Source organism: Caproiciproducens galactitolivorans (assembly GCF_004768785.1).
In the GTDB taxonomy this organism is placed as follows: Bacteria; Bacillota; Clostridia; order Oscillospirales; family Acutalibacteraceae; genus Caproiciproducens; species Caproiciproducens galactitolivorans.
Map to the genome: position 1 here is coordinate 1 of NZ_SRMQ01000019.1, position 21,704 is coordinate 21,704.

The 21,704-nt window shown below is 45.8% G+C and carries 28 protein-coding genes and 1 pseudogene; 26 read left to right on the top strand and 3 right to left on the bottom strand.

What is annotated here, in order from left to right:
- The 8 genes from CAGA_RS13025 to CAGA_RS12190 all read left to right on the top strand — a co-directional run.
- On the top strand, window positions 1-185 hold a 185-nt coding region (locus CAGA_RS13025), incomplete at its 5' end, for a putative HNHc nuclease (protein ID WP_413814399.1).
- A 476-nt stretch (window positions 186-661) separates the two neighbouring features.
- A complete protein-coding gene (locus tag CAGA_RS12160) occupies window positions 662-1,081 on the top strand; it encodes a single-stranded DNA-binding protein (protein ID WP_135661157.1) in 420 nt (139 codons plus the stop codon).
- A 14-nt stretch (window positions 1,082-1,095) separates the two neighbouring features.
- Window positions 1,096-1,884 (top strand): DNA-methyltransferase, encoded by a 789-nt coding sequence (locus CAGA_RS12165; protein ID WP_135661158.1) that lies wholly within the window; start codon window positions 1,096-1,098, stop codon window positions 1,882-1,884.
- An 11-nt stretch (window positions 1,885-1,895) separates the two neighbouring features.
- Window positions 1,896-2,648: a replisome organizer gene (locus tag CAGA_RS12885; RefSeq protein ID WP_243113040.1), complete on the top strand. Its 753-nt coding sequence runs from the start codon at window positions 1,896-1,898 to the stop codon at window positions 2,646-2,648.
- Between the two features lie 25 nt (window positions 2,649-2,673).
- Window positions 2,674-3,051, top strand: a complete 378-nt coding sequence (locus tag CAGA_RS12175) for a hypothetical protein (protein WP_135661159.1) — start codon at window positions 2,674-2,676, stop codon at window positions 3,049-3,051.
- A complete protein-coding gene (locus tag CAGA_RS12180) occupies window positions 3,048-3,230 on the top strand; it encodes a hypothetical protein (RefSeq protein WP_135661160.1) in 183 nt (60 codons plus the stop codon). Before CAGA_RS12175 ends, CAGA_RS12180 begins: the two co-directional genes overlap by 4 nt.
- Before the next feature lie 409 nt (window positions 3,231-3,639).
- A complete protein-coding gene (locus CAGA_RS12185) occupies window positions 3,640-3,891 on the top strand; it encodes a hypothetical protein (protein WP_135661161.1) in 252 nt (83 codons plus the stop codon).
- Window positions 3,892-4,182: 291 nt separating this feature from the next.
- Window positions 4,183-4,611 carry an RNA polymerase sigma factor sigma-70 region 4 domain-containing protein gene (locus tag CAGA_RS12190; protein WP_135661162.1) on the top strand — a complete coding sequence of 143 codons (429 nt, stop codon included), beginning with the start codon at window positions 4,183-4,185 and terminating at the stop codon, window positions 4,609-4,611.
- 213 nt (window positions 4,612-4,824) lie between these two features.
- Here the strand turns inward: CAGA_RS12190 and CAGA_RS12195 are convergent, their stop codons facing one another.
- From CAGA_RS12195 to CAGA_RS12205, 3 genes are all read right to left on the bottom strand, one after another.
- Window positions 4,825-5,025, bottom strand: coding sequence for a helix-turn-helix transcriptional regulator (locus tag CAGA_RS12195; RefSeq protein WP_135661163.1), 201 nt, complete (start codon window positions 5,023-5,025; stop codon window positions 4,825-4,827).
- Between the two features lie 627 nt (window positions 5,026-5,652).
- A complete protein-coding gene (locus CAGA_RS12200) occupies window positions 5,653-6,045 on the bottom strand; it encodes a type II toxin-antitoxin system HicB family antitoxin (protein WP_135661164.1) in 393 nt (130 codons plus the stop codon).
- A 40-nt stretch (window positions 6,046-6,085) separates the two neighbouring features.
- Complete coding sequence (locus CAGA_RS12205) at window positions 6,086-6,259, bottom strand: type II toxin-antitoxin system HicA family toxin (RefSeq protein WP_135661165.1); 174 nt, start codon at window positions 6,257-6,259, stop codon at window positions 6,086-6,088.
- 95 nt (window positions 6,260-6,354) lie between these two features.
- Here CAGA_RS12205 and CAGA_RS12210 point away from each other — a divergent pair, with 95 nt between their 5' ends.
- The 18 genes and pseudogenes from CAGA_RS12210 to CAGA_RS12295 all read left to right on the top strand — a co-directional run.
- Window positions 6,355-6,678 (top strand): HNH endonuclease, encoded by a 324-nt coding sequence (locus tag CAGA_RS12210; RefSeq protein WP_243113041.1) that lies wholly within the window; start codon window positions 6,355-6,357, stop codon window positions 6,676-6,678.
- A 118-nt stretch (window positions 6,679-6,796) separates the two neighbouring features.
- Complete coding sequence (locus CAGA_RS12215) at window positions 6,797-7,129, top strand: P27 family phage terminase small subunit (protein WP_135661166.1); 333 nt, start codon at window positions 6,797-6,799, stop codon at window positions 7,127-7,129.
- A complete protein-coding gene (locus CAGA_RS12220) occupies window positions 7,113-8,759 on the top strand; it encodes a terminase large subunit domain-containing protein (protein ID WP_243113042.1) in 1,647 nt (548 codons plus the stop codon). The genes CAGA_RS12215 and CAGA_RS12220 overlap by 17 nt, the downstream gene beginning before the upstream one ends.
- A gap of 93 nt (window positions 8,760-8,852) precedes the next feature.
- Entirely contained in the window at window positions 8,853-9,020 is a 168-nt protein-coding gene (locus CAGA_RS12715) for a hypothetical protein (RefSeq protein WP_167875238.1), read from the top strand.
- 33 nt (window positions 9,021-9,053) lie between these two features.
- Window positions 9,054-10,235, top strand: a complete 1,182-nt coding sequence (locus CAGA_RS12225) for a phage portal protein (RefSeq protein WP_243113043.1) — start codon at window positions 9,054-9,056, stop codon at window positions 10,233-10,235.
- Window positions 10,232-11,074, top strand: a complete 843-nt coding sequence (locus tag CAGA_RS12230; RefSeq protein WP_135661169.1) for a head maturation protease, ClpP-related — start codon at window positions 10,232-10,234, stop codon at window positions 11,072-11,074. The genes CAGA_RS12225 and CAGA_RS12230 overlap by 4 nt, the downstream gene beginning before the upstream one ends.
- Window positions 11,074-12,285 carry a phage major capsid protein gene (locus CAGA_RS12235; protein WP_135661170.1) on the top strand — a complete coding sequence of 404 codons (1,212 nt, stop codon included), beginning with the start codon at window positions 11,074-11,076 and terminating at the stop codon, window positions 12,283-12,285. Before CAGA_RS12230 ends, CAGA_RS12235 begins: the two co-directional genes overlap by 1 nt.
- 15 nt (window positions 12,286-12,300) lie before the next feature.
- Window positions 12,301-12,870 (top strand): hypothetical protein, encoded by a 570-nt coding sequence (locus tag CAGA_RS12890; protein WP_243113044.1) that lies wholly within the window; start codon window positions 12,301-12,303, stop codon window positions 12,868-12,870.
- Window positions 12,867-13,193 carry a hypothetical protein gene (locus tag CAGA_RS12245; protein ID WP_135661171.1) on the top strand — a complete coding sequence of 109 codons (327 nt, stop codon included), beginning with the start codon at window positions 12,867-12,869 and terminating at the stop codon, window positions 13,191-13,193. Before CAGA_RS12890 ends, CAGA_RS12245 begins: the two co-directional genes overlap by 4 nt.
- Entirely contained in the window at window positions 13,190-13,591 is a 402-nt protein-coding gene (locus CAGA_RS12250; RefSeq protein ID WP_135661172.1) for a hypothetical protein, read from the top strand. The genes CAGA_RS12245 and CAGA_RS12250 overlap by 4 nt, the downstream gene beginning before the upstream one ends.
- Window positions 13,581-13,907: a hypothetical protein gene (locus tag CAGA_RS12255; protein ID WP_135661173.1), complete on the top strand. Its 327-nt coding sequence runs from the start codon at window positions 13,581-13,583 to the stop codon at window positions 13,905-13,907. Before CAGA_RS12250 ends, CAGA_RS12255 begins: the two co-directional genes overlap by 11 nt.
- Window positions 13,907-14,725, top strand: coding sequence for a hypothetical protein (locus CAGA_RS12260; RefSeq protein WP_135661174.1), 819 nt, complete (start codon window positions 13,907-13,909; stop codon window positions 14,723-14,725). Before CAGA_RS12255 ends, CAGA_RS12260 begins: the two co-directional genes overlap by 1 nt.
- 10 nt (window positions 14,726-14,735) lie before the next feature.
- Window positions 14,736-15,086: a hypothetical protein gene (locus CAGA_RS12265; RefSeq protein WP_135661175.1), complete on the top strand. Its 351-nt coding sequence runs from the start codon at window positions 14,736-14,738 to the stop codon at window positions 15,084-15,086.
- 351 nt (window positions 15,087-15,437) lie between these two features.
- Window positions 15,438-15,734, top strand: coding sequence for a hypothetical protein (locus CAGA_RS12275; RefSeq protein ID WP_135661176.1), 297 nt, complete (start codon window positions 15,438-15,440; stop codon window positions 15,732-15,734).
- A 77-nt stretch (window positions 15,735-15,811) separates the two neighbouring features.
- The gene (locus tag CAGA_RS12280; RefSeq protein WP_135661177.1) at window positions 15,812-18,877 is read left to right on the top strand and encodes a phage tail tape measure protein; all 3,066 of its coding nucleotides are present in this window, start codon (window positions 15,812-15,814) and stop codon (window positions 18,875-18,877) included.
- A 4-nt stretch (window positions 18,878-18,881) separates the two neighbouring features.
- Window positions 18,882-19,736, top strand: coding sequence for a phage tail family protein (locus CAGA_RS12285; RefSeq protein WP_135661178.1), 855 nt, complete (start codon window positions 18,882-18,884; stop codon window positions 19,734-19,736).
- Window position 19,737: 1 nt separating this feature from the next.
- Complete coding sequence (locus CAGA_RS12290; protein WP_135661179.1) at window positions 19,738-20,796, top strand: siphovirus ReqiPepy6 Gp37-like family protein; 1,059 nt, start codon at window positions 19,738-19,740, stop codon at window positions 20,794-20,796.
- Window positions 20,797-21,704: pseudogene (locus CAGA_RS12295) on the top strand (hypothetical protein); the annotation flags it as partial.

Sequence of the window (21,704 nt, forward strand, 5' to 3'; positions counted from 1 at the left end):
ACGCAGTCGGCGCCGGTCGAAACCGAAAAGTAATAATCCACAAAGGCATGTATGTTTTGCCCTTCTGCCGGATGCATCATACAGAATTTCATAACACCGGCAAAGACACGTTTTGCAGGAAATACAAGGTTTTTGGAATCAAACTTGACGATGATTTGTGCCGCATTTGGCGGTTGAAAGGATAGGATAATTATGAAATTAACAATTAGCACATCCGATAGGCGCTTTTCTATAAGCGGGACAGAGGAGCAACTCAAAGCACTATTTTGCAAGCTCGTGTCGAACATCATTTTCGATAAAACTGTCACAATTTCACAGCAAATATCAGTTGCCGATACGCAAAGCGCACTTGCTGTAAAAAATCAATCATTCGGTGTCAAAGGATTTTTGTTTGTCAGGTGTCCAAAGTGTGGACATGAATACGGATTCTGTTCCAAGTCTCCTATTACAGAGGCAATATGCAAAGAGTGCGGAGAAAAATTCCTGTTGACATCAAAAATGACGCCTGTTGAGTTTACATGTGAATGCGGGCATTCTTTCAAGTACTTAACGAACATATCTGATTCAGAATTTGACATTCCTTGCCTCGACTGTGGAACTCCTAATGCTGTGATATTCCATAAGGCTGACAACCAATATAAAGATGTTCGGAGGATTCATAATGCTTAACGTTGCTATTTTAATGGGCCGGTTAGTCGCTGACCCCGAACTGCGTCACACACCAAACGATGTGTCCGTTACCAGTTTCACGCTTGCTGTTGAACGTTCATATGTAAAATCAGGTACTGACCGTCAAGCCGATTTCATCGACGTGGTTGCATGGCGCAGCACCGCTGATTTCGTCTGTAAATACTTCCGCAAGGGTCAGTTGGTAGCCGTACAAGGTTCCATCCAAACCCGCACTTACACAGACAATAATGGCAATAAGCGCAAGGCGTTTGAAATTGTCGCAGATCATGTACATTTCGCGGATTCGAAGAAAAATGAATGCAACAATAATCTATATTCAAAACCGCAAGATACTGTCGAAAACCCGGATGGTTTTGAAGAACTGCCAGATGACGAGGATTTACCTTTTTGATGGGGGAACTCACAATGAAGGAAATCAAAATGGAACTATACCATGACAATTTTCAGAATTTTAAGCGCTACAACATCCCAAAGGCGCAGCTTGTCATAGCTGATATACCATACAATCTCGGCAATAACGCTTATGCTTCAAGCCCCGAGTGGTATGTTGGAGGAAATAATAAAAACGGGGAAAGCGGCAAAGCAGGAAAGCAATTTTTCAATACCGACAGCAATTTCAAGGTTGCGGAGTATATGCATTTCTGCAGCCGGTTACTTAAAAAAGAGCCAAAGGAAAAAGGCCAAGCTCCGGCAATGATCGTATTTTGCGCTTTTAACCAAGATCAGATGGTTATCGACTACGGAAAAAGATACGGATTTATGCACTCATTCCCGATTTTTTTCATCAAGCGCTATTCGGCGCAAGTCCTAAAAGCAAACATGAAGATTGTCGGAGCAACGGAACACGCAATCGTGCTTTACCGCGACAAGCTTCCTAAATTCAACAATGGCGGCAGGATGGTTTTTGATTGGTTTGAGTGGCTGAAAGACGATCCAAAGCGCTATGCAAAAATTCACCCGACACAGAAACCGGTCAATGTTTTAAAGCGGTTGATTGAGATTTTTACCGACTCCGGAGACGTTGTAATTGACCCTTGCGCCGGAAGTGGAACAACGCTTCGTGCAGCCTATGAGTTAGGCCGAAGCGCGTACGGATTCGAAGTCGATAAGAATTTTTATCAGGCTGCACAAGAGAAAATGCTTGCCCCGGCCAGAGAAGAAAGCAAATACGAACAAGTCAAACTGCTGGTTTAGAAGGTGATAATTTGGCTGAAAAAAGAATGTTCGCAAAATCTATTATCGATACCGACGCTTTTTTAAGTATGCCTCTTTCAGCGCAGGCACTTTATTTTCATTTGTGCATGAGAGCCGATGATGATGGCTTTGTTTCTAACCCACGCAAGATTCAGCGTATGATTTGCTGCTCTGATGATGACCTGAAATTGCTCATTGCAAAGCGCTATATTTTGGTTTTTGATTCGGGCGTAATTGTCATTAAGCATTGGCGAATCCACAACTACATCAGAAAGGATACATACAAAGAAACCCTCTATTTAGAGGAAAAATCCTCTCTTTTTTTAAAACCCGACGGAGCCTATACAGACCATCCATTATTTGAGCCGTCACGAACCCGTGACGAACACGTCAACGAGCCGTTGACACAGTATAGATTAGATAAGAATAGATTAGATAAGGATAGTATAGAGAGTAGTGCTTCGGCTGCGCCGTCGCACCGCTCCGCATTCAAGCCGCCAACCGTAGAAGAGGTACGAGCATACTGTCAGGAACGGAAAAACCAAGTTGACCCTGAGCGCTTTGTCGATTTTTATTCCGCCAAGGGCTGGATGATAGGAAAAAACAAGGTCAAGGATTGGAAAGCCTGCGTACGGACATGGGAAAAGCGCGAGAAAGAGGGCAACAATCGCAAATCAGAGTCTGCGCATAAACCAACCTACGACATCGAGAAATACGAAAAGTCCGGAGTATTTGATGATTTCGGGAACCTTGGGAAAAGTTAGATCACAGCATGGAAAGGAAAAAACAATGATTCGATTTACAATTCCTTACATAACGCCGCAAATCCGAACGATGAAACAGTTCTGTCGGCTATTTGGTTTAAACGCCATTTACGCAGGCAAGCATTGGGCACAGAGAAAGAAAGACGCGGAGTATTGGCACCTTATTGTAACGAACTGCTTGTCCTGCCAGAACGTTCCACACAAGCCAAACGTTAAACCTGTAACAATTACATTTTGGTGGAACGACCGTATGGATTGCAGCAACCACGCCTACGCCGCGAAGATGATCGAGGACGCTATGAAAGGCTGGGTAATCAAAGACGACAGCCGCCGCTACGTCAAGGAGATAAGGCATAAATTTTACGACGGAGATTGTATCGCGGTAGAAGTGAATGAAGCATGAAACCGCAGGATGTAAAAACTGCTCTCGGTCATCCGGTTACATACCGCAGCACGAAGTACACGATGACGGCGTACATACTCAGAAAGATGGACGGCAGGCTGCTTTATCAGGCAGAATTGCAGGACTCGAACGGAAATAGCATAGTAATCGCTCCATTGGAAAGTGTGAATGAACTATGAAGAAGCAAACTGTATATGAGCAAATCCAATGCAATGGAAAAGAAATCCGCCAAGCGATTAGGTGCTGGAAAGATATTTACAAATACGGGTGTAATGACACGTGCTATCCAGATGGCGTAAATCTGAACTTAATACATAACCATGTGTGCTATCACAAGGACAAGATACGCCATCTGTGCTCGGGATCTGGTGATAACCCGCCTCCGGAGTTTTATCTGCCTACGCCTCCAATTGTAGACAGCAACTATTTTGCTAAACCTAAATCGAAGCGCGCACAGCGCATTATGGGCCGTCCTGGTTGGAGATGTGCAACGGTAGAGCAAATCAGTAAAAAAACGTTTAACAATACTCAAATGAGCCTATTTTAACCGGCTTCTGCCGTAAGGAGCTGGAAAGGAGGAAAAGAGCGATGTTAAAGCATGAAGAAATCAAATCCCGCGAGCAGGCGGCGACGCCGGGGCCGTGTATTCAGTACGTTCAGGAATATTTCATTAGGAAGGCGCAGAAAAATAAACATAAGCCGGTTGAAGGCTTATGTTGCGATTGCAGCCATGATATGTGCGGGTTCTGCGGAGATTGGAGCGAAAACGAGGATTGTCCGCACCGCAAAGAAGATGGCAGTTGTTGGGAAGCACTAGACGGAAAGGATGGTGCGGAATGATAGACTGGAATCCATATGCTTATCAATTTTGCCGACATTGCCAATATTACCGTCCAAGTGCTGAATACATCTATGAACTTGAACGTGATCCCAAATTAAGAAAATGCCGCTACTTACGTATATGTAAGCGTGCGGTTGAAGTCTCAAACTCTGGCTGCCAAATGAAAATCGGAGGAATCTAATATGTCTGACATTATTCAAACCCTCCGCGATACATACGCCGAGAATCCAGCCACGGCGCTCAATATGCTGCCGGAATTATCCTAAAGAATCGTAAACAGGAGGCCTAATATGACGTCGAAAGAACTGATCGAACACTATGCTGACTTAAAAATAGAAATCGGCCAGTTGGAACATGAGATCGCTGATTTGTGCGGTAAAGGCTGGCGCATGGAAACAGATACCGTAGTGGCTTCTCCGGCGCATGAGCCGTATCAAAGCCGCCCGATTCCGATATCCGGGTTCGTACAATCCCCTAAGACCGCCAAGGCATGCAAGCGGCTTATACAGATTTACGATGAAAAATTACGGAACCTATATTTTTGGCAGAACAAAGCCGAGGAAGTATTTGACCGGATTCCGGAAGGCAAAGCACGAGCCATTCTGCGGTATAGGTACATAGATGGGCTTGAGTGGCAGGATATAGCGGCTAAGATTGGCGGGAATGCTACGGAAGATAGTGTGAAAAAATATGCGCAAAGAATTCTAAAAAAATTTTAAAATGTCCCACATGTCCCATGTCAATATGCTACAATTAGTATAGTGCAAAGTGTACCTATACAAGATACGGACAATAAACCTCCATTCATCTTTTCTTTTTATCCTCCCATAGCGCCCGGTTCCTCTCCTTTCGCCGGGCGCAAAAAGAAAAATCAGCGGCGGTATTAATTTACTGCCGCTGATTTTATTTCTTATTTTGACTTTGGTGTCCTATTATTCGTCCTCTGCTTTATCTGTAGTATAAAATTTATCGAGTGAAATATGCAATGCATCACATAATTGCCTTGCGGTAGATATTCGGCAATCGCCGCGGCGTTCAATATCCTCAATCGTGCGGACAGGAACTCCGCTTAGTTTTGAAAGCGCTGCTACGGATAAGCCTACGTTTGTACGAATCTCTTTTAGCTTTAGCATTTCTTCTCCTTTGTTCTATAGGCGCGGTATAGTGTTTTTGCGACGTTGTATAAAATAATTAAGGCGTTTAGGATTACAGCAGATCGGATGATGATCCCCCAGTGTGTAGCAAAAGCAATGACAAGCAGTACAGCAAGAGAGAAAACCCAAATGTATTTTTTTTCCATATTGTTAATTCCCCTTTCTCGTGGTATTCTATACTAAAAGCAAAACCCAAAATGGGGAGGGAGTTTTTAAGCTCCCTCGGCTTTTCACTTTGTTTTGATTGCTGTAATCAAAGCGGCTATTGCAATTACGGCTTGGATTATCAGTTCAACCAAATCTTTTGTGGAAAGCTTTTTGCTTTTCTTTTTGCTCATTTTTTGTTTCTCCTTTCCTGTAATCATATTATGCCACGTAAATACGTGGTAGTCAATACTTTTTATAAAATTTTTCAGATATTTTTCCAAGTTCGGGCTGTGAAAAGCCAGGGCTTTTCTTATGCCATTTTTCGGTGGTGACCGTATATGAAATCACGTTACCGCCCTGCGTTCAATGCCCACGTTTACGGACCGGCGGAACACAGGGCGGATATTTATTGGAAGAAACGTAAAGAAAAATCCCCACCTTTGTCAGACGGGGATAATTCTATCGGTCAGTTACATGCAGCCGCTGTTTTAGACCATCCTGCAAAACCTGAGAAAAGTTAATGCCGGCTTTTTCAGCAAGGTCATTTAGCCAACTTGGAACGGTTACATTTTTGCGTATTGTCCGCATATCATTGGCGCGGCGGTATGCTTCAAAGTCAATATCGACCAGCGTTACAATCTCATTCGACTTATGGTCAATGGGTACAGTAGACGGTTCGGGAATCGTATGTCCCAAATCCTGTTGTGTAATTCCCCAGAGACCGATTGCATCACGCGCCATTTCGATTGCTTCAGCAATGTCGTTTCCTTCCGTGTTAATTTGTAAATCAGGTACATATACAACATATCCGTGTTCTGCCGGGGTGAGGATAACGGGATAAACTTTTTTCATGGTGAGCACCTCCGTATATTTTAACCGCAACAGCGGGGCTTTATTTTAGCCCCTGCCGTTTGATAATTGCCTTTGCGAGTAATTCATTGATTTCATTGTGGCGAGGAATCGGTTCGATTTTTGTTCCGTTGGTATATATGTCATGATTAGCACCTTCCCTTATTTTCCACCACCCATTCTTTTCAAGCTTTCTAATTAAGTCCTTGCGTTTCATATCCTCACCTCACGATTATATTATACACATTCAATACGCATAAGTCAATAGGTTTTAAAAGATAATGCGTATAAAATACACATAAGGAGCTAGAAGTGAAAAGATATAAAACTTATACGCCGGAGGAATTAACAGTATGGATTCCCACATTAATCGCAAAGAATGACCTTCATGCTTTTTATATCAGCAAAGCATGGCTACACTTGCGCGATGAAGTTTTGCGGGAGCAGCACTATGAATGCCAGCGCTGTAAGGAGAAGGGGTTGTATGTACCAGCCACAACCGTGCATCACAAGAGGACAGTACGAGAGGCTCCGTGGTTAGCACTAACAAAGAGTAACCTTATAGCATTATGTGATGGATGCCATTATGAAATTCATCATGAGCGTAAGTCAAAGTGGGATGATGAGAAATGGTGATACCCCCGGGTCAAAAATTTGAAAAGCGGTCGGGCTATGGGAGATCGGGGCAACAGGGTCGACAAAACCGATTTCTCACGCGCGTGTAGAAAAAATTAGTAAAGGAGGCGGCCAAAGCATGGCAAAAGCAAAAGAAGTAAAAGAATCTCTCATCAAACAGTTACAGGCAAAAGGAGCGGATGTCACGCTTTACCGTGCTCTGATTGATGATTACATGTGGTTTTATCAGCAGTTTCATCAAATGCAGGCCGATATTCGAAAGCGTGGGCGCACCTACATGACAGTTTCTGCCGCCGGAAAAGACTACGAGAAGAACAACCCATCGGTGGATACTGCGTTGAAATATAGCAAACAGATGGTTGCTATATTGCAGGCGCTTGGACTGAGTACAGAAACGGTAATTCCGCCGGATGTTGAGGCAAAGAAGGATAATGATGAATGTGATCTGTAAGGAAATAGACGAGTACATATCGTTGGTTCGTCATGGTTCTGTGCCGGTCTGCAAAGATCAAATGCTTTTATGCGACTATATCGAAAAATGTTTCGCAACGGAAGACATTCACATTGACGAAAAACAGCTTGCACGCTATCTCGATAAGCAAAAATTCTTCCCATTTCGGCTTCTGCCTTGGGAAAAGTTCGTGTTTACGCTCCACAACTGCACATATCGGGCCGACGGGTTGCTCCGCTGGCCTATTTTGTTTATCATGGTTGGCCGCGGTGCCGGAAAGAACGGGTATTTGTCGTTTGAATCCTTTTGCTGGATTACTCCCATTAACGGCGTAAAAAATTACGACGTCGATATTTTCGCTACGGCAGAGGATCAGGCAAAGACCAGCTTCGAGGATGTGTATAACGTCCTTGAAGATAACAAGACAAAGCTCGGTCGATTTTTTAACTGGAATAAAGAGGTTATTACCAACCTGGCAACGGGTTCCCGAATCCGCTTCCGCACTTCCGGGGTAAAGACAAAGGATGGCGGACGCCCGGGAGCTGTGGTTTTCGACGAGTTCCACGCCTACGAGAATTACAAAATGGTGGACGTTGCCCGCACCGGCCTTGGTAAAAAGGCGTTTCCCCGTCAGACGATCATTACGACGGACGGCTATGTCCGTGGTGGTCCGCTCGACGATATCAAGGCACAGGCAGATCAGATACTGAACGGCGGTATGGATGACAAAGGAATGCTCCCGTTCATCTGCCGACTGGATGACCCTGCGGAAGTCGACAACCCGAAGATGTGGTACAAGGCAAATCCATCTTTGCAGTATTTCCCGGTACTCCGGCAGGAACTCGAGCAGGAATATGCGCAGTACCAGATCAATCCGTCCGGGAATTCTTCATTTGTCGTAAAGCGGATGAATCTTCCTAAGACCTTCGACGACGAAAGCGTCACCGATTGGAATAACATTCTTGCAGCAAAACGTCCTATTCCTGATTTGGAGTGGTGTGATTGCGTTGCAGGGATTGACTACATGAAAACGACAGATTTTCTCTCCGCTGGGCTTTTGTTTAAGCACAAGGGCATTTATTACTGGATGCAACATACATGGGTTTGCAGGGCAAGTGCTGACCTCCCACGGATAAAGGCTCCGCTTGGCGATTGGGAAGATGCCGGGTATTTGACGTTTTGTGACGGTCCAGAAATTCCACCAGATGTTCCGGCTGCGTGGCTTGTGGAAAAAGCAAAAGAATATCATATCACACTACTTGGCATTGACAACTTCCGCTACACACTATTAACGAAGGCTCTCCGTGAAGCCGGATTCGACACCGATAAAGGAGGGGCAAATAACATTATGCTGTGCAAACGTGTTACTGAAAACCGGTATGTCCCGGTTATCACAAGCCTGTTTAATACGCACCGGATTTGCTGGGGCGATGACCCGATGATGCCGTGGTACACAAATAATACCTGCATCATCACCGACCGCGGCAACCAATATTACGGCAAAAAAGAGGAAAAGTCCCGTAAAACAGATGGCTTCAAAGCAATGGTCGCCGCAATCTGCGCGAGTGAAAACCTTGCAGACAGCGGCGAGGAAAGCAACATTGATGATTTTAAAGTCTATTCGTATTGAGAAAAGGAGATTAATGCGTTCGAAATTCCGGTATTTAATTTGCAAGAAGCAACAGAACGGGACACTATTTTTTAAGAAAGGAAGAAATTGTTTATGGCAAAGACAACCGAAGAGCAACGTGAAAGAGTAAGGAGAGAAATTATCGGAATTTTTCAGCGTGAAAAAATTTCTGTTGGCGTTGCACGTGAAATTCTGTTTAATGTTGTAAGAGAAATTCAGGTATCGGAGGTAAAAATCCCGGACGGATACTACAAAGATTGATTTATTTACTTTATGTGTGAAGGGGGTGAACGGTTGAAAATAATTGATTTCTTCCGGGATATCTTTCAGCCCGGAAAGACATACAAGCTAAATCAGCGTCTGACAGACAGTGTGAAGCTGCAATTGGATATTGAGGACTTCGCAATTCAGATGGCTATCAATATGCTCGTGGGGTTGATTGCGAAATGCGAATTTAAGACCTATATCAAGGGCAAAGAAGTGCGTACTGACGAATATTACCTCTGGAACGTAGAACCGAATGTCAACCAAAACAGCAGCCAATTCATCCAGCAGCTTGTTTCAAAACTCCTCCACGACAATGAAGCGCTTGTTATTGAAGTAAACGGGCAATTACTCGTCGCTGACAGTTTCGTTGCGACTGGATACGCATTGCTTCCGTCAACTTTCTCTGATGTAATGGTAACGACATTCGGAAATAATTTCACATTTGACCGAACCTTCAGCATGGGCGACGTGGTGTATTTTCGGCTTAACGATCGCAATATTCGCGCTATGCTTGCAAGCGTTATGGATGGATACAGCCAGCTGCTCTCCATGGCGATGGGTAAATACAAGCGCGCTGGAGGACGGAAGGGCATCGCTCACGTAGACAAGACGCTATCCGGAGACCAAAAATTTAAACAACAAATTGACGATATTTTTGGAAAAGGATTCAAAGAATATTTTGATTCCGAGAATGCTGTAATCCATCTGCCGAATGGCATCAATTATGAAGAAATCACCGGCGAGGGTAGCAAAAAGTCCACATCGGAAGTCAACGACATTGCCAATATCACAAAAGAAGCGTTTGCCCGCGTTGCGCAGGCGTTCCGCATTTCTCCGGCCCTGCTGCAGGGCGACATTGCAGATATAAGCACCCTCATAGACGAGTTGCTTACCGTCTGCATTGACCCACTTGTAGACATCATACAAACGGAGATCAACCGCAAGCGTTATGGGAAAGAGGCTTATCTTGCTGGAACATATCTCAGGATTGACACCACGTGCATTAAGCACATTGACATATTCAGTATTGCAGATCAGGCTGACAAGCTTATAGCAGATAGTCTGTATAACGTCGATGAATTGCGGCAGAAGATTGGAGATACCCCGCTCAACACGTGGTGGAGCAAAGGTTATGGAAGAACCGCAAACTACAACTGGTTGGCGGATAAACCGCCGGATGATTCCAAAACAGGAGGTGATTCAGGATGAAAAAATATTATTCTTTGGAAACGAATTCTCAGACACGTACAGCGGATCTGTATATCTTTGGCGACATTGTGGATGCAACAAATACTGGCTTGGACGAATGGCTGGGTGTGGATTTTGGCGAAATGTCGAGCCTATCCATTGTAAAAGATATTCAAGCCCTAGATGTTGATACGATCAACGTTCACATTAACAGCATGGGCGGATATACAAACGAGGGCCTTGCAATCTACAACGTGCTTAAAAATCACAATGCAAAGGTTAACACAGTCGTTGATGGCTTTGCTTGCTCGGCCGCGTCCATTGTGTTTATGGCCGGTGATAACCGGATTATGAATGCAGCGTCTGCGCTGATGATTCATAACGCATGGATACAGCCAGAAGCGGGCAATAGCGCACAGCTAAGGCAACAGGCAGATGAGCTCGACAAGATTTCGCGGGCCGCCGGAAACGCCTACATGGAGCGCGTAAATATCAGCCGCGAGAAACTTGATGCCATGCTGGACGGTGAAAACCACGAGGGCACATGGATACTTCCCGAGGACGCGGTCAAGATGGGATTTGCGACAGCAATTTCCAGCTCTGCCGAAAACAATGTTGCACGCCAAAGCGCTATGCGACAGGTATTACAGAAAGTCACAGCCAAGTCACAAGCCAAAAAATCCAATGAAGTAACGGTTGTGTTAAATCTTGATACAAAGGACTTTTGTGCCAAACTCGAAAAGGCAAAAATGGCTGCAAAGCAGGCGGTTGACGAAATCAACAAGACTATTCAGGAAAACCAGAAAACAAACGCGGAGCGGCTAATGTCTGCCTTCCGCAAGAAAATGGAGGTAAAATAATGAAATCGAAAGATGTTATTAAGCAGGAACTTCACGAGAAATTTTCTGCGGCTCTCTCCGGTGAAAATCCGGAACAGATCACCGACGCGCTGACACAGTTTGCAGTTGATTTGCAGCAGGACGTCGTGAACGACTTTAAAACCTATCAGAAGACGCAGGATTCTTCTATCCTTGCTGCGCGCGGAATCAGGCAATTGACCGCAGAAGAGCGCAAGTATTACACCGGCTGGATGAGCGTACTGAAAGAAAACTACAATAATCCAAAGATGGCGTTTACTGGCCTTAATAGCACTACTTTGCCTGAGACGGTCATTGATCAGGTATTAAGCGACATTGGTACCACATTTCCGCTGCTTGCCGCAATCAATTTCCAGAATACATCGGCTATTACAAAGATGATTGTCAATAAGCAGGGTATGCAGCTTGCTACCTGGGGAGCACTAAATACTGCAATTGCAACAGAGCTTTCAGGCGCAATCGGGACAATCAGCATTGACCTGAACAAGCTGACAGCTTTTATGGCTGTTTCTCGCGATATGCTTGATGTCGGCCCGGAGTGGATGGATTCTTACGTCCGTGCAGTACTTACAGAAGCGCTTGGCTATGGGCTGTCCCAGGGCATTGTAGCTGGAACTGGTAAAGATCAGCCGATCGGCATGCTCAAAGACCTTGAAGGCTCTGTAACAAACGGTGTCTATCCGGACAAATCCGCTGTAAAAATTACAGATTTGTCCGTTAATACCATCGGCAGTATTGCAGCTACATTGGCACAGGGGCCGAACGGCAGGAAACGTCCGGTTCCGTCAATCCTGATTGTGGTAAATCCGGTAGATTATTTTGAGAAATTCTTGCCTGCTACAACCTATTTGACTACGATTGGTACATACGTTAACAATGTACTACCGTATCCGTCTAATATCGTGCAGGATATCAACGTACCGTCCGGAAAGGCAATTTTCGGACTTGCCAATAAGTATTTTATGGGTGTTGGTAAAGGCGGCTCCGGCGGGCAACTGGAATACTCTGATGAATTCCAATTCCTTGACGATAACCGGGTTTATAAAATTAAGATCTACGGTAACGGCATGCCGCTTGATAACAATGCGTTTGTGGTGGCTGATATTAGCGGCCTTGAACCGATGAAGCAACAGGTTGTCGTTGCCAATACGGATGCAAACCCGGTTAAGACGAAATCTGTATCCAGCACATAATTGAGGTGATAATCTATGGCGGATCTGCCCGAAGGTTTGCTAAACGCCATAAAAGCATATCTTAAAATCACGTGGCAGGACGAAGCTACGGATTTGGAAGTTACAGGATACATCAATCGAGGGATGAGGCGCCTGCAGCAAATTGCGGGCGCCTCGCTTGATTTTACGGAAGAAGGCCAACCGCGCGCGCTGTTGCTGGACTATTGCAGATATGCGAGAAGCCAAGCCTTGGAAGTGTTTGAAAAGAACTTCGAAGCCGAACTGCTCGACCTGCATTTCAGCACGCAGGCGCCCGTCATTGACGCTTTGACCGTTATTGCTTCTCCGGACCAATTCGGAGGATGTGCTATTACGGTTACTCCGAAAGCGGATGAGGGTAATAACTATGTTTGTAAGGTAGGCACGAATTTGGAGTTACCAAAGCGTCTCGAAATATGTTTTCCTGAAAACGAATGGACACTCCCGGATGGGAAATGGGCATTTTGGGACGGAAGCAACATTTCGGCCGAAGCCGGCCAACAAATTATGATTGTGGAAGTTAATGACGAGTATGGAGCAGAGCGTGCTGGGGTGGTAACGGTATGAAAATTCAAGTGCCTACCGAATTCCTAACGTTTAATGACGGGTTTTGCGAGATTTATTCCGTCAAAGGCAACAAACTGGACGAAAAACTGATACGCCTGTGTTTTGGAAATCGAGTAGTTGGGTTTAAGAGGCATTGGGCGGCCCGCGCGGCCAGTACCGAAATTAATCGGTTGATTCAGATTCCTTTACGGGAGGATGTTACCACAGAAAACAATGTTGTGATTGCCGGAACTCGTTACCGTATCGAACAGTCGCAGAATCTCAATGATACGAACCCGCCTGTCACAGTACTTACGTTGCGGAAAGTTGGGGTGGTAACATGAGCTATCGTAAATGTACTCCTGAAGAATTTGAGGAGGCTCTCAATAGTGTTCTTGCTGAGTACGCCAACGATGTTACCGCAGGTGTCAAAAAAGCGGTTGATATTGTTGGAGATGAAGTAAATCAGACTATAAAGGCCCACATTACATTTAAGCAACATACAGGAGATTATGTAAAATCTTTTCGTGTTGCAAAGACCTATGAAGATGTCTTTAGAAAGACGAAAACCTGGTATGTTAAAGCACCGCATTACCGACTGACGCATTTACTTGAGAATGGTCACGCACTTAGACAGGGTGGCAGAGCACGCGCATTTCCGCATATTAAATATGGGCAGGAAATTGCAGAAGCACGTATGATGCAGCTTGCGAAGGAGGCGGCAGAAAACGGTGGGCATTAAATCATGGCTAGAAAAAGCCGGAGAACCGGTCGCGGAAACCTGTTTTCCACCGGGCGACGTTCCGCCTTTGCCGTATATCATCTTTTCTGACAATGCAGACGGCGGCGGAGGAGATATGCGAAACCTCTTGATTAAGCACAACCTGACGGTTGAGAGATATTCCGAAACATCTGAATACAGCGCAGCGCTGGAAGCCTTGTTCGACCGGGCAGGTTTGGAATACTCCCGCGAGCAGATGTGGCTTCCGGATCCGGACGATTTGTACGAAACGATTTATACGATTAAAACTCCAATTATGGAAAGGGTTGATATTTAATGGCAGATAAAATCATCCATATCCCGGTAGGGAGCGGTTATCTCTATCATGATGTGTTTACTGGAAAAGTGCCGGCAAATTCTGAAATTGAAACCGAGGAACACCGCCTCGGTTACATCGAAAAGGGCGGAGAAATTGATTACAAGCCCACGTTTAAGACGTTTAAAGATGACTTCGGAATTATACAGAGGAATGTCCTTACAGCCGAAGAAGCGACGTTCAAAGCGTCCCTGATTGCATGGTCAGCGGCTGATTTTAACACGTTTGTATCCACGGCGCGTATCACGGAAACACAGGGACACCGCACTATTAAAATCGGTGGCATGGGCCATGACGACGGAAAGGTACATCTTTTCCGCTTTGTACATCCAGATTCTCAGTATGGCGATGTACGCTTAACGATTGTCGGTACGCAGACCGGAGGATTTAAGCTGAATTTCAAGCCGGATGACGCTGGAAACATGGATCTTGAAATCACAGCACAGGCCAGCGATAGTGAGGGCACGCTGATTATTTACGATGAGGAAGTCCTCGGCGACACGGTAAAAGCATCCGGCTTGACCGTATCTTCTGTTGCCGGCAGCACAACCGGCACAACGAAGCTGACTGTAACGCCGGAAATTGCGAAAGGCAACAGTTACCGCTATATCATGGGCGCTCAGATTCTGTCGGTCGGTGCTGCATTGACCGGGTGGACGGCATGGGATGGTACGTCTGATATTACGGCGGCAACCGGTGATATTCTGACAGTTGCTGAAGTAGACAGTAAGGGCGCAGCGGTTAAAGCCGGTATCTGCACAGTAACTGCGAAAGCGTAGGTGATTTAGGATGTATGATGTAACATGCGTTGCAAAGCGCTATTTCCCGGTCAAACTCACAACAGAAGATGACGGTGGGGAGATCCATTCCACGGTTGTGGAAGTGGAGCCGCCGCGTATTAAAACCATGCGCGAATTAGTAGATGTGGCCTTACGTTCTACCACAGCAATTGAAAAAAATACAGTAACAGAAAACGTTGTTGCAGAACTCCGCGATTCAATCAAAAAACTGTTGAGCAAAAATAAAGCAAAATATCGTGTTCCGGATGAATATGTCGAAGCGATGGATTTGGATCAGATGAACGGCCTGCTCAATGCCTTTTTTGATTGGATGGGTAAAGTAAAAGCGGAAAAAAACTGAGTGTCCCCTCGTGCCAAGACAGCGAGCAGAACGAGGGGCATTACACGGCGGTAACCGGCGATGATAAATTCGTTGCCGATTATACCGGTATCAACATTTTTCAAGTTCAACAAATGGACGTGTTCACGTACTGGCAACTGTTACGCGACGCTGTAATATTTACGTGCCAGCAGAGTGAACAAGGCCGTGATTATTTGGAACGCTGCTGGGCGGCAGAACAGACGGAGCCGGACAGGAAAATGCTGCGGCAATACTTCGGAAAGAGGTAAGTGCAGAAAATTTCACAACAGCATTGACATGCTTCCTTTATTGTCCTATTATGGAATTAATCATTGAAGGGAGCGTGCTGATATGTTTGGAAGCGGGAAGTCAAAAGAAGATAAGCAACAAGAGCAGTTACAGAAGTTTCAAGGAAAATATCATATTGACGAGCTTGACCCAAGAGACCTTGAGACTGTAAAACAAATTGCGGCTGATCTGGCGGGGAATGGATTCTTAAAAGCTGGTATGGCTCTTAGCTTGGCAAATTCAGCAGACCAAGCGAAAGTAACATATCTTTCCGCGCTTGTGGAGCAAAACTGGATTATCATAAATCAACTGAGCCGATTGAACAAAAATATTGAGAAGCTAAGTAAAAAGGCTGAATAAACAAAAAATTACTTAATAAGCAGTTGCTAGTGTATAGCAACTGCTTTTTTGTACCCATTTTAGGTGGTGAAAGAATAATGGCAAACAATATAAAAGGAATTACCGTTGAAATTGGCGGGGATACCGTGCCGTTGTCCTCTGCATTGAAAGGCGTTAATAAAACTGCCGGTGATTTGCAAAACGAGCTTCGGGAAGTAAATAAACAGTTAAAGTTTGAACCCGGTAGCACGGAACTACTTACGCAGAAGCAAACTATTCTTGCTAAGGAAATTGAGACCACAAAGCAAAAACTTTCCACGTTAAAAGAAGCCCAGAAAGATGTTGAGCAACAATTTCAGAATGGAAAGCTCGGCGAAGAAAAATATCGGGCATTTCAGCGTGAGATTGAAAAAACAGAGTCGCAATTAAAGGACCTGGAAAAGCAAGCAAAACAATCAAATAGTGTACTTGGAGCACAGCTACAGAACACAGGTAAAAAAATTTCCAAAGCGGGAGAAAAAATAAGCAATGTAGGTCAAAAATTGTTGCCTGTAACCGGTGCGGTAGTAGCAATCGGAACCGCTGCGGTTAAGGCTGGTAACGATTTTGAGGCACAGATGTCCCGCGTGGCCGCAATTTCAGGAGCGACAGGAGATGATCTAAAAGCGCTGACCGATCAGGCGTTACAGCTTGGCGCTGATACGGCATATTCGGCTACAGAGGCTGCACAGGGCATGGAAAACCTTGCTTCCGCTGGATTTACAACCAAAGAAATCATGGCGGCTATGCCGGGCATGCTGGACCTTGCGGCTTCGTCTGGTGAAGATTTGGCAAATAGCGCTGACATTGCAGCATCCACTTTACGTGGATTTGGGCTTGCGGCAGATCAGGCCGGGCATGTTGCGGATGTGCTTGCTAAAAACGCGGCAGATACAAACGCTGCCGTTGCTGATACAGGTGCCGCTATGAAGTACATTGCTCCTGTTGCGCAAAACGCCGGATGGTCTTTGGAGCAGGTAACGGCGGCAATTGGCGAGATGGCAGACGCAGGTATCAAAGGCGAACAGGCCGGCACCACCCTTCGCGGAGCGCTGACTAACCTCATGAATCCGTCAAAAGAGCAGGCGGCAACCATGAAAGAAATCGGGTTTAGCGCGTATGGTGCAAACGGAAAGATGAAATCGCTTTCTGAAATCATTAAAGAACTCGGAGAAAAAACAGCCGGTCTAACCGATAAACAGCGTGACAATGTCATAGCAACCATCATGGGAACCAATTCCCTGTCCGGCATGCAAGTACTATTAAAGGATGGCAGCGCAAATCTTGACAAGCTGACTGCTTCTTTAAAAAATTCCGATGGCGCAGCTAAGCAGATGGCTTCCACTATGATGGATAATACTAAGGGCTCCATTGAGCAAATGAACGGCGCCATTGAAACAGCCGCAATAAAAATCCAGCAGATACTGGCACCGATAATCACAAAAATTGCGGAATATATAGCAGATCTGGCAAATAAATTTTCTGCGCTTTCTCCTGGCATGCAAAAAATTATTTTGATTGCTGTTGGAATTGTGGCAGCCATAGCGCCAGTTGCAAAAGTTATCCAAGTGACCGCAACTGGGGTGAAAAATCTTGTTGGTGTCATACAAGCGGTAGGCGCAGCAACCAAAGATTTATTTGCGAGCCCGCATGTGTTACTTATTGCTGCCATTGTTGCCGCCATCGCCCTCCTTGTTGTTGGCATTAAACACCTTTGGGACACAAACGAGGGGTTCCGAACAGCGGTGACTAGTATATGGGATGGGATAAAAACAGTTATTTCAAACGTTGTTAACACCATAGTTGGATTCTTTACAGTAACAATTCCACAGGCATGGAACAATTTTATTGCTTTCGTGAAACAATGGGGTCCCACAATCTTGGCAGTTGTTGCGCCATTCCTTGGAATCCCTCTTTTGATTATTCAGAATTGGTCTCAAATTAAAGCATTTTTTTCTAATTTGTGGATTTCTATTCAAGGCACTATGGCGGCAGCTTGGGTATACATTCGGGCTATAGCTGTAAATGCATGGAATTCTTTCGTAGCGTTTTTTACAGAAATCATTCCGGCGTTTATTGAATCGGTTGGAGAATGGTTTCAGCAATTACCATATAATATCGGATACGCTCTCGGCGCGGCGGCGGCAGCCGTTGTTAATTTCGGTACGGATGTTTGGAATTGGGTTACAACAGAACTTCCGGAAATCATTCAAGGAATTGTTAAATGGTTTTCAGAGCTTCCGGGTAATATATGGAATTTCCTTAAAGAAGTCATTACTAATATCAACACATGGGGCGCGGATATGCTTCAATCAGCCACCACGTGGGCTATGAACACGATCAATTCCATTGGAACGTGGTTTTCCCAGCTCCCGGGGCGCATATGGACGTGGCTTGCGAATACCATAACCCATATCGGTACTTGGGGAACGAATATATATAACTCCGCCGTAACCGCCGCCAGAAACACGATAGGCGCGGTTATCAATTGGTTCTCCCAGTTGCCCGGAAAGATTTGGTCATTTCTCTCGAATATCCTTGCATCGGTAGGCACATGGGGAACCAATATGTATAATTCCACGCAGACAGCGGTATCAAACGTCGTAAACGGGATTATTCAATGGTTTTCCGATTTGCCAAACCAGATGTTGAAAATTGGAGAAAACATCGTAAAAGGCATTTGGGATGGTATTAACGGTGCAGTCGGCTGGCTGCATGATAGGATTTCAAGCTTTTGCGACGGGATTTTAGACGGGTTTAAGAAGAATCTGAAAATTCATTCGCCGTCAAGGCTATTTGCCGATGTTGTTGGTAAAAATATTGCGCTTGGCATTGGGCAAGGATTTTCCGATAATATTGCGGCGGTTGTTCAGTCCATGACAGCGGCAATTCCGGTTTTTCCGGATAGTGGCATGCAGATCCGCACGGCGATGGCAGCCGCCTATGGCGGGTATTCGGCGTCGGCTAAATTTGGCGCTGGCGTGACCGGAAGTGCTCCAACTGCATCGGGCCCAATGGGCGACATTAAGGTATATCAGTATTTTCAGGGCAAAGTGCCATCGCCTGCCGAAAACGCGCGACTAACACGGAACGGACTGCAGCAAGTTGTGAAAAAATTGAGGTGAGTGTATGAAGCGTGTGGTTTGCGAAAACCAGCAAGGGCAGAAAATTGAATTTAAGTATGACGGGTACCCGCTCCGGCTTGAAAGCACAAGCGGGTTTTCTAGTACCGAATATACTGTACATACTTCGCAGAACAGCGGGCAGGACGGCGAACATTACAACGGCGCCAAGGCTAACAAACGAAACCCGGTAATTACGGCAAACATCTTTGAGAATTTTCCAGAATGGGGAGACCGTTTGCGGAGCTTTTTCCAACCTCGCTCATGGGGAACGGTTTATGCCTATGAAAGCGACGATGATGTTGGCCGTAAGGCCACGTATCAAGTAGAGAAAATTGATATTGACGAAAGCGGAATGCCCCGCGATGCAACGATCAGTTTAATTTGCCCTGACCCGAAGTTTTACGCTCTCAACGACCAGTTAACACAGTTGGCTGTCTGGCATGGGTGCATAAGATTCCCGTTACGGATTACTGAACCGTTTCATGTTACCGAAAAGGTTAATACCTTAATCGGAAACGTCAATAACCCGTCCGCCGTACCAATGGGGCTTACGGTTAAGTTTATGGCGAGCGGTACGGTGGTCAATCCCAGCTTATACGATGTCAACCGCCGGGAGCTGATGCAGATTAACACGACAATGCACGCCGGTGATGTTATTGTCATAACGACTGCCGATGGTAACAAGCGTGTTAAACTGATTTCCGGCGGCGTGACGACCAACATTAATAACCTTATGGTATATCCCCCTAAATGGCTCAAAGCCTATCAGGGGGATAACTTATTTCGGTATAACGCGGACGAGGGTATCGACAACTTGTCCGTGTCAATACTGAGCACGCAGGCGTATTGGGGGGCGTGATATGGAGCTTTACATTTACAGTCCTGATATCGAGCTACAAGGAATTATAGATGGTTACAGTTCCCTCCGCTGGCGGCGCCGATTTTTTGAGCCGGGCGAATTTGAACTGCATTGTCCGGCATCTGATGGAAACATAGCCTTATTGCAAGAGGGCAACATTATCCATCGGCTAGACCGTCAGGAAGCTGGTATTATCGAGGGCATCTCAATCGCTACAACAGATACTGGCGGAGACGAGATAATGGTAACAGGCCGGATGGGGTCGTCCATGCTAAGCCAGCGTATCATCAAACCGACCATTAATTTCAGCGGTACGGTAGAGGACGCAATGCGCAAGGTTGTGTCAGACAATGCAATTACCGCTCGCCCCATACCACATTTGGTGCTCGGCGATACCATAGGTCTTGCAACAACTTGTGCGTTTCAAGCAACGTATAAAACAGCATTGACTGTATGCGAGAAACTTGCCAAAGCTGCCTTATTGGGATTTAAAATGCGTCTGGACGTGCTAAACAAGCAATGGGTATTCGAGGTTTACAATGGCGTTGACCGCAGCGTGACGCAGACAGAGCGGCCTTTTGTATTGTTCAGCAAAGAGTACGGGAATATCAACGGATCGACCTACACCCGCGACTGCACAGGCTATGCGAATTATGCCTATGTTGCCGGGCAAGGTGAGGGCGACGGCCGGGTGATCGTTGAGATTGACCGGACAAATGGCGAACCGCTACGGGAACTATGGGTTGATGCTCGCGACCTCCAACAGGCTGAAGGCCAGACTGACGCGGATTATCAGGCGCAGCTCCGTCAGCGTGGGTTTGAAAAATTAGCCGAGGTGAATCGTTCGGAGAGCTTTTCGGCGGCCGCAGTAGATACCGGAAATTTTGCTTATCTGACCGATTGGGACTTAGGCGATATTGTGTCGTTTGAGTGCTGGGGTATCCGCCTTGACCAACGTATAACGGAGGTTGAAGAAGTAGACGAGGGCGGCGTTGTAACGGTTACGCCTACCTGTGGCAGCCCGCTTCCCGAAACACTAAATTTAGGAGATGATTATTAAATGGCTGAAACAAGCGGATTTTTCCCGGATGTATCTGGCGATCGGGAATACACGTCGGATTGGCTTGCAAAGTATATCGCGTCCATCGTTGGCAACGGCGTATATAACGGTGAGCTTGCGGCAACAGCCGATGGCAGCGCTATGTCAGTTACTTTGCCCTCAGGACGTGCATGGATTAATGGTTATCATTATCGCAATGATGGGGACATGAAGCTGACAATCGACAACGCCGATGGGGTGTTAAATCGCATTGACATTATTGTCCTGCGCTGGGACGTAAATGCGCGGAGCATTACAGCGCAGGTAATCAAGGGCACGCCTGCGAGTACGGCGATAGCCCCTGCAATTACCCGAACGGTTGAACAGTACGATTTAAAGCTCGCCGAGATTAGCATACCCGCAGGAACAACGGCAATTACGCAATCGCTGATTACAGATTGTCGGCTTGACAGATTGGTGTGCGGTATCGTTACCGGCGTGATTGATCAAGTCGACACGACGACATTCTACAACCAGATCCAGGCGGATTTGGCAGCGTTCAAATCCGGGAGCGAAGCAGATTTCAGTACATGGAGTGCACAGCAAAAAGCGAGCTTTGATAGTTGGTTTGCCGGGATTAAAGACATATTGGATGCGAATGAAGCGGGAAATTTACTGAACCTTATCAACGACCATAAAGCAGATACGGTTTCGCACGTTACACAGGCTGAACACGACAGTATCGCTTCCGCCATCCAAGGCGCCACCTTCGGCGGCGAAGCCGTTCCGATAAAAGGGAAGGCTCTGGATATACCCATGCCAACCGCCGAGCAAATCGAAGCATTGCCGTTATATAAAAAAACTGTCGCAATTACAAAAGACACAACGCTATCATCTGATAAATCAGGTTATCTTATCATGGTGTCATC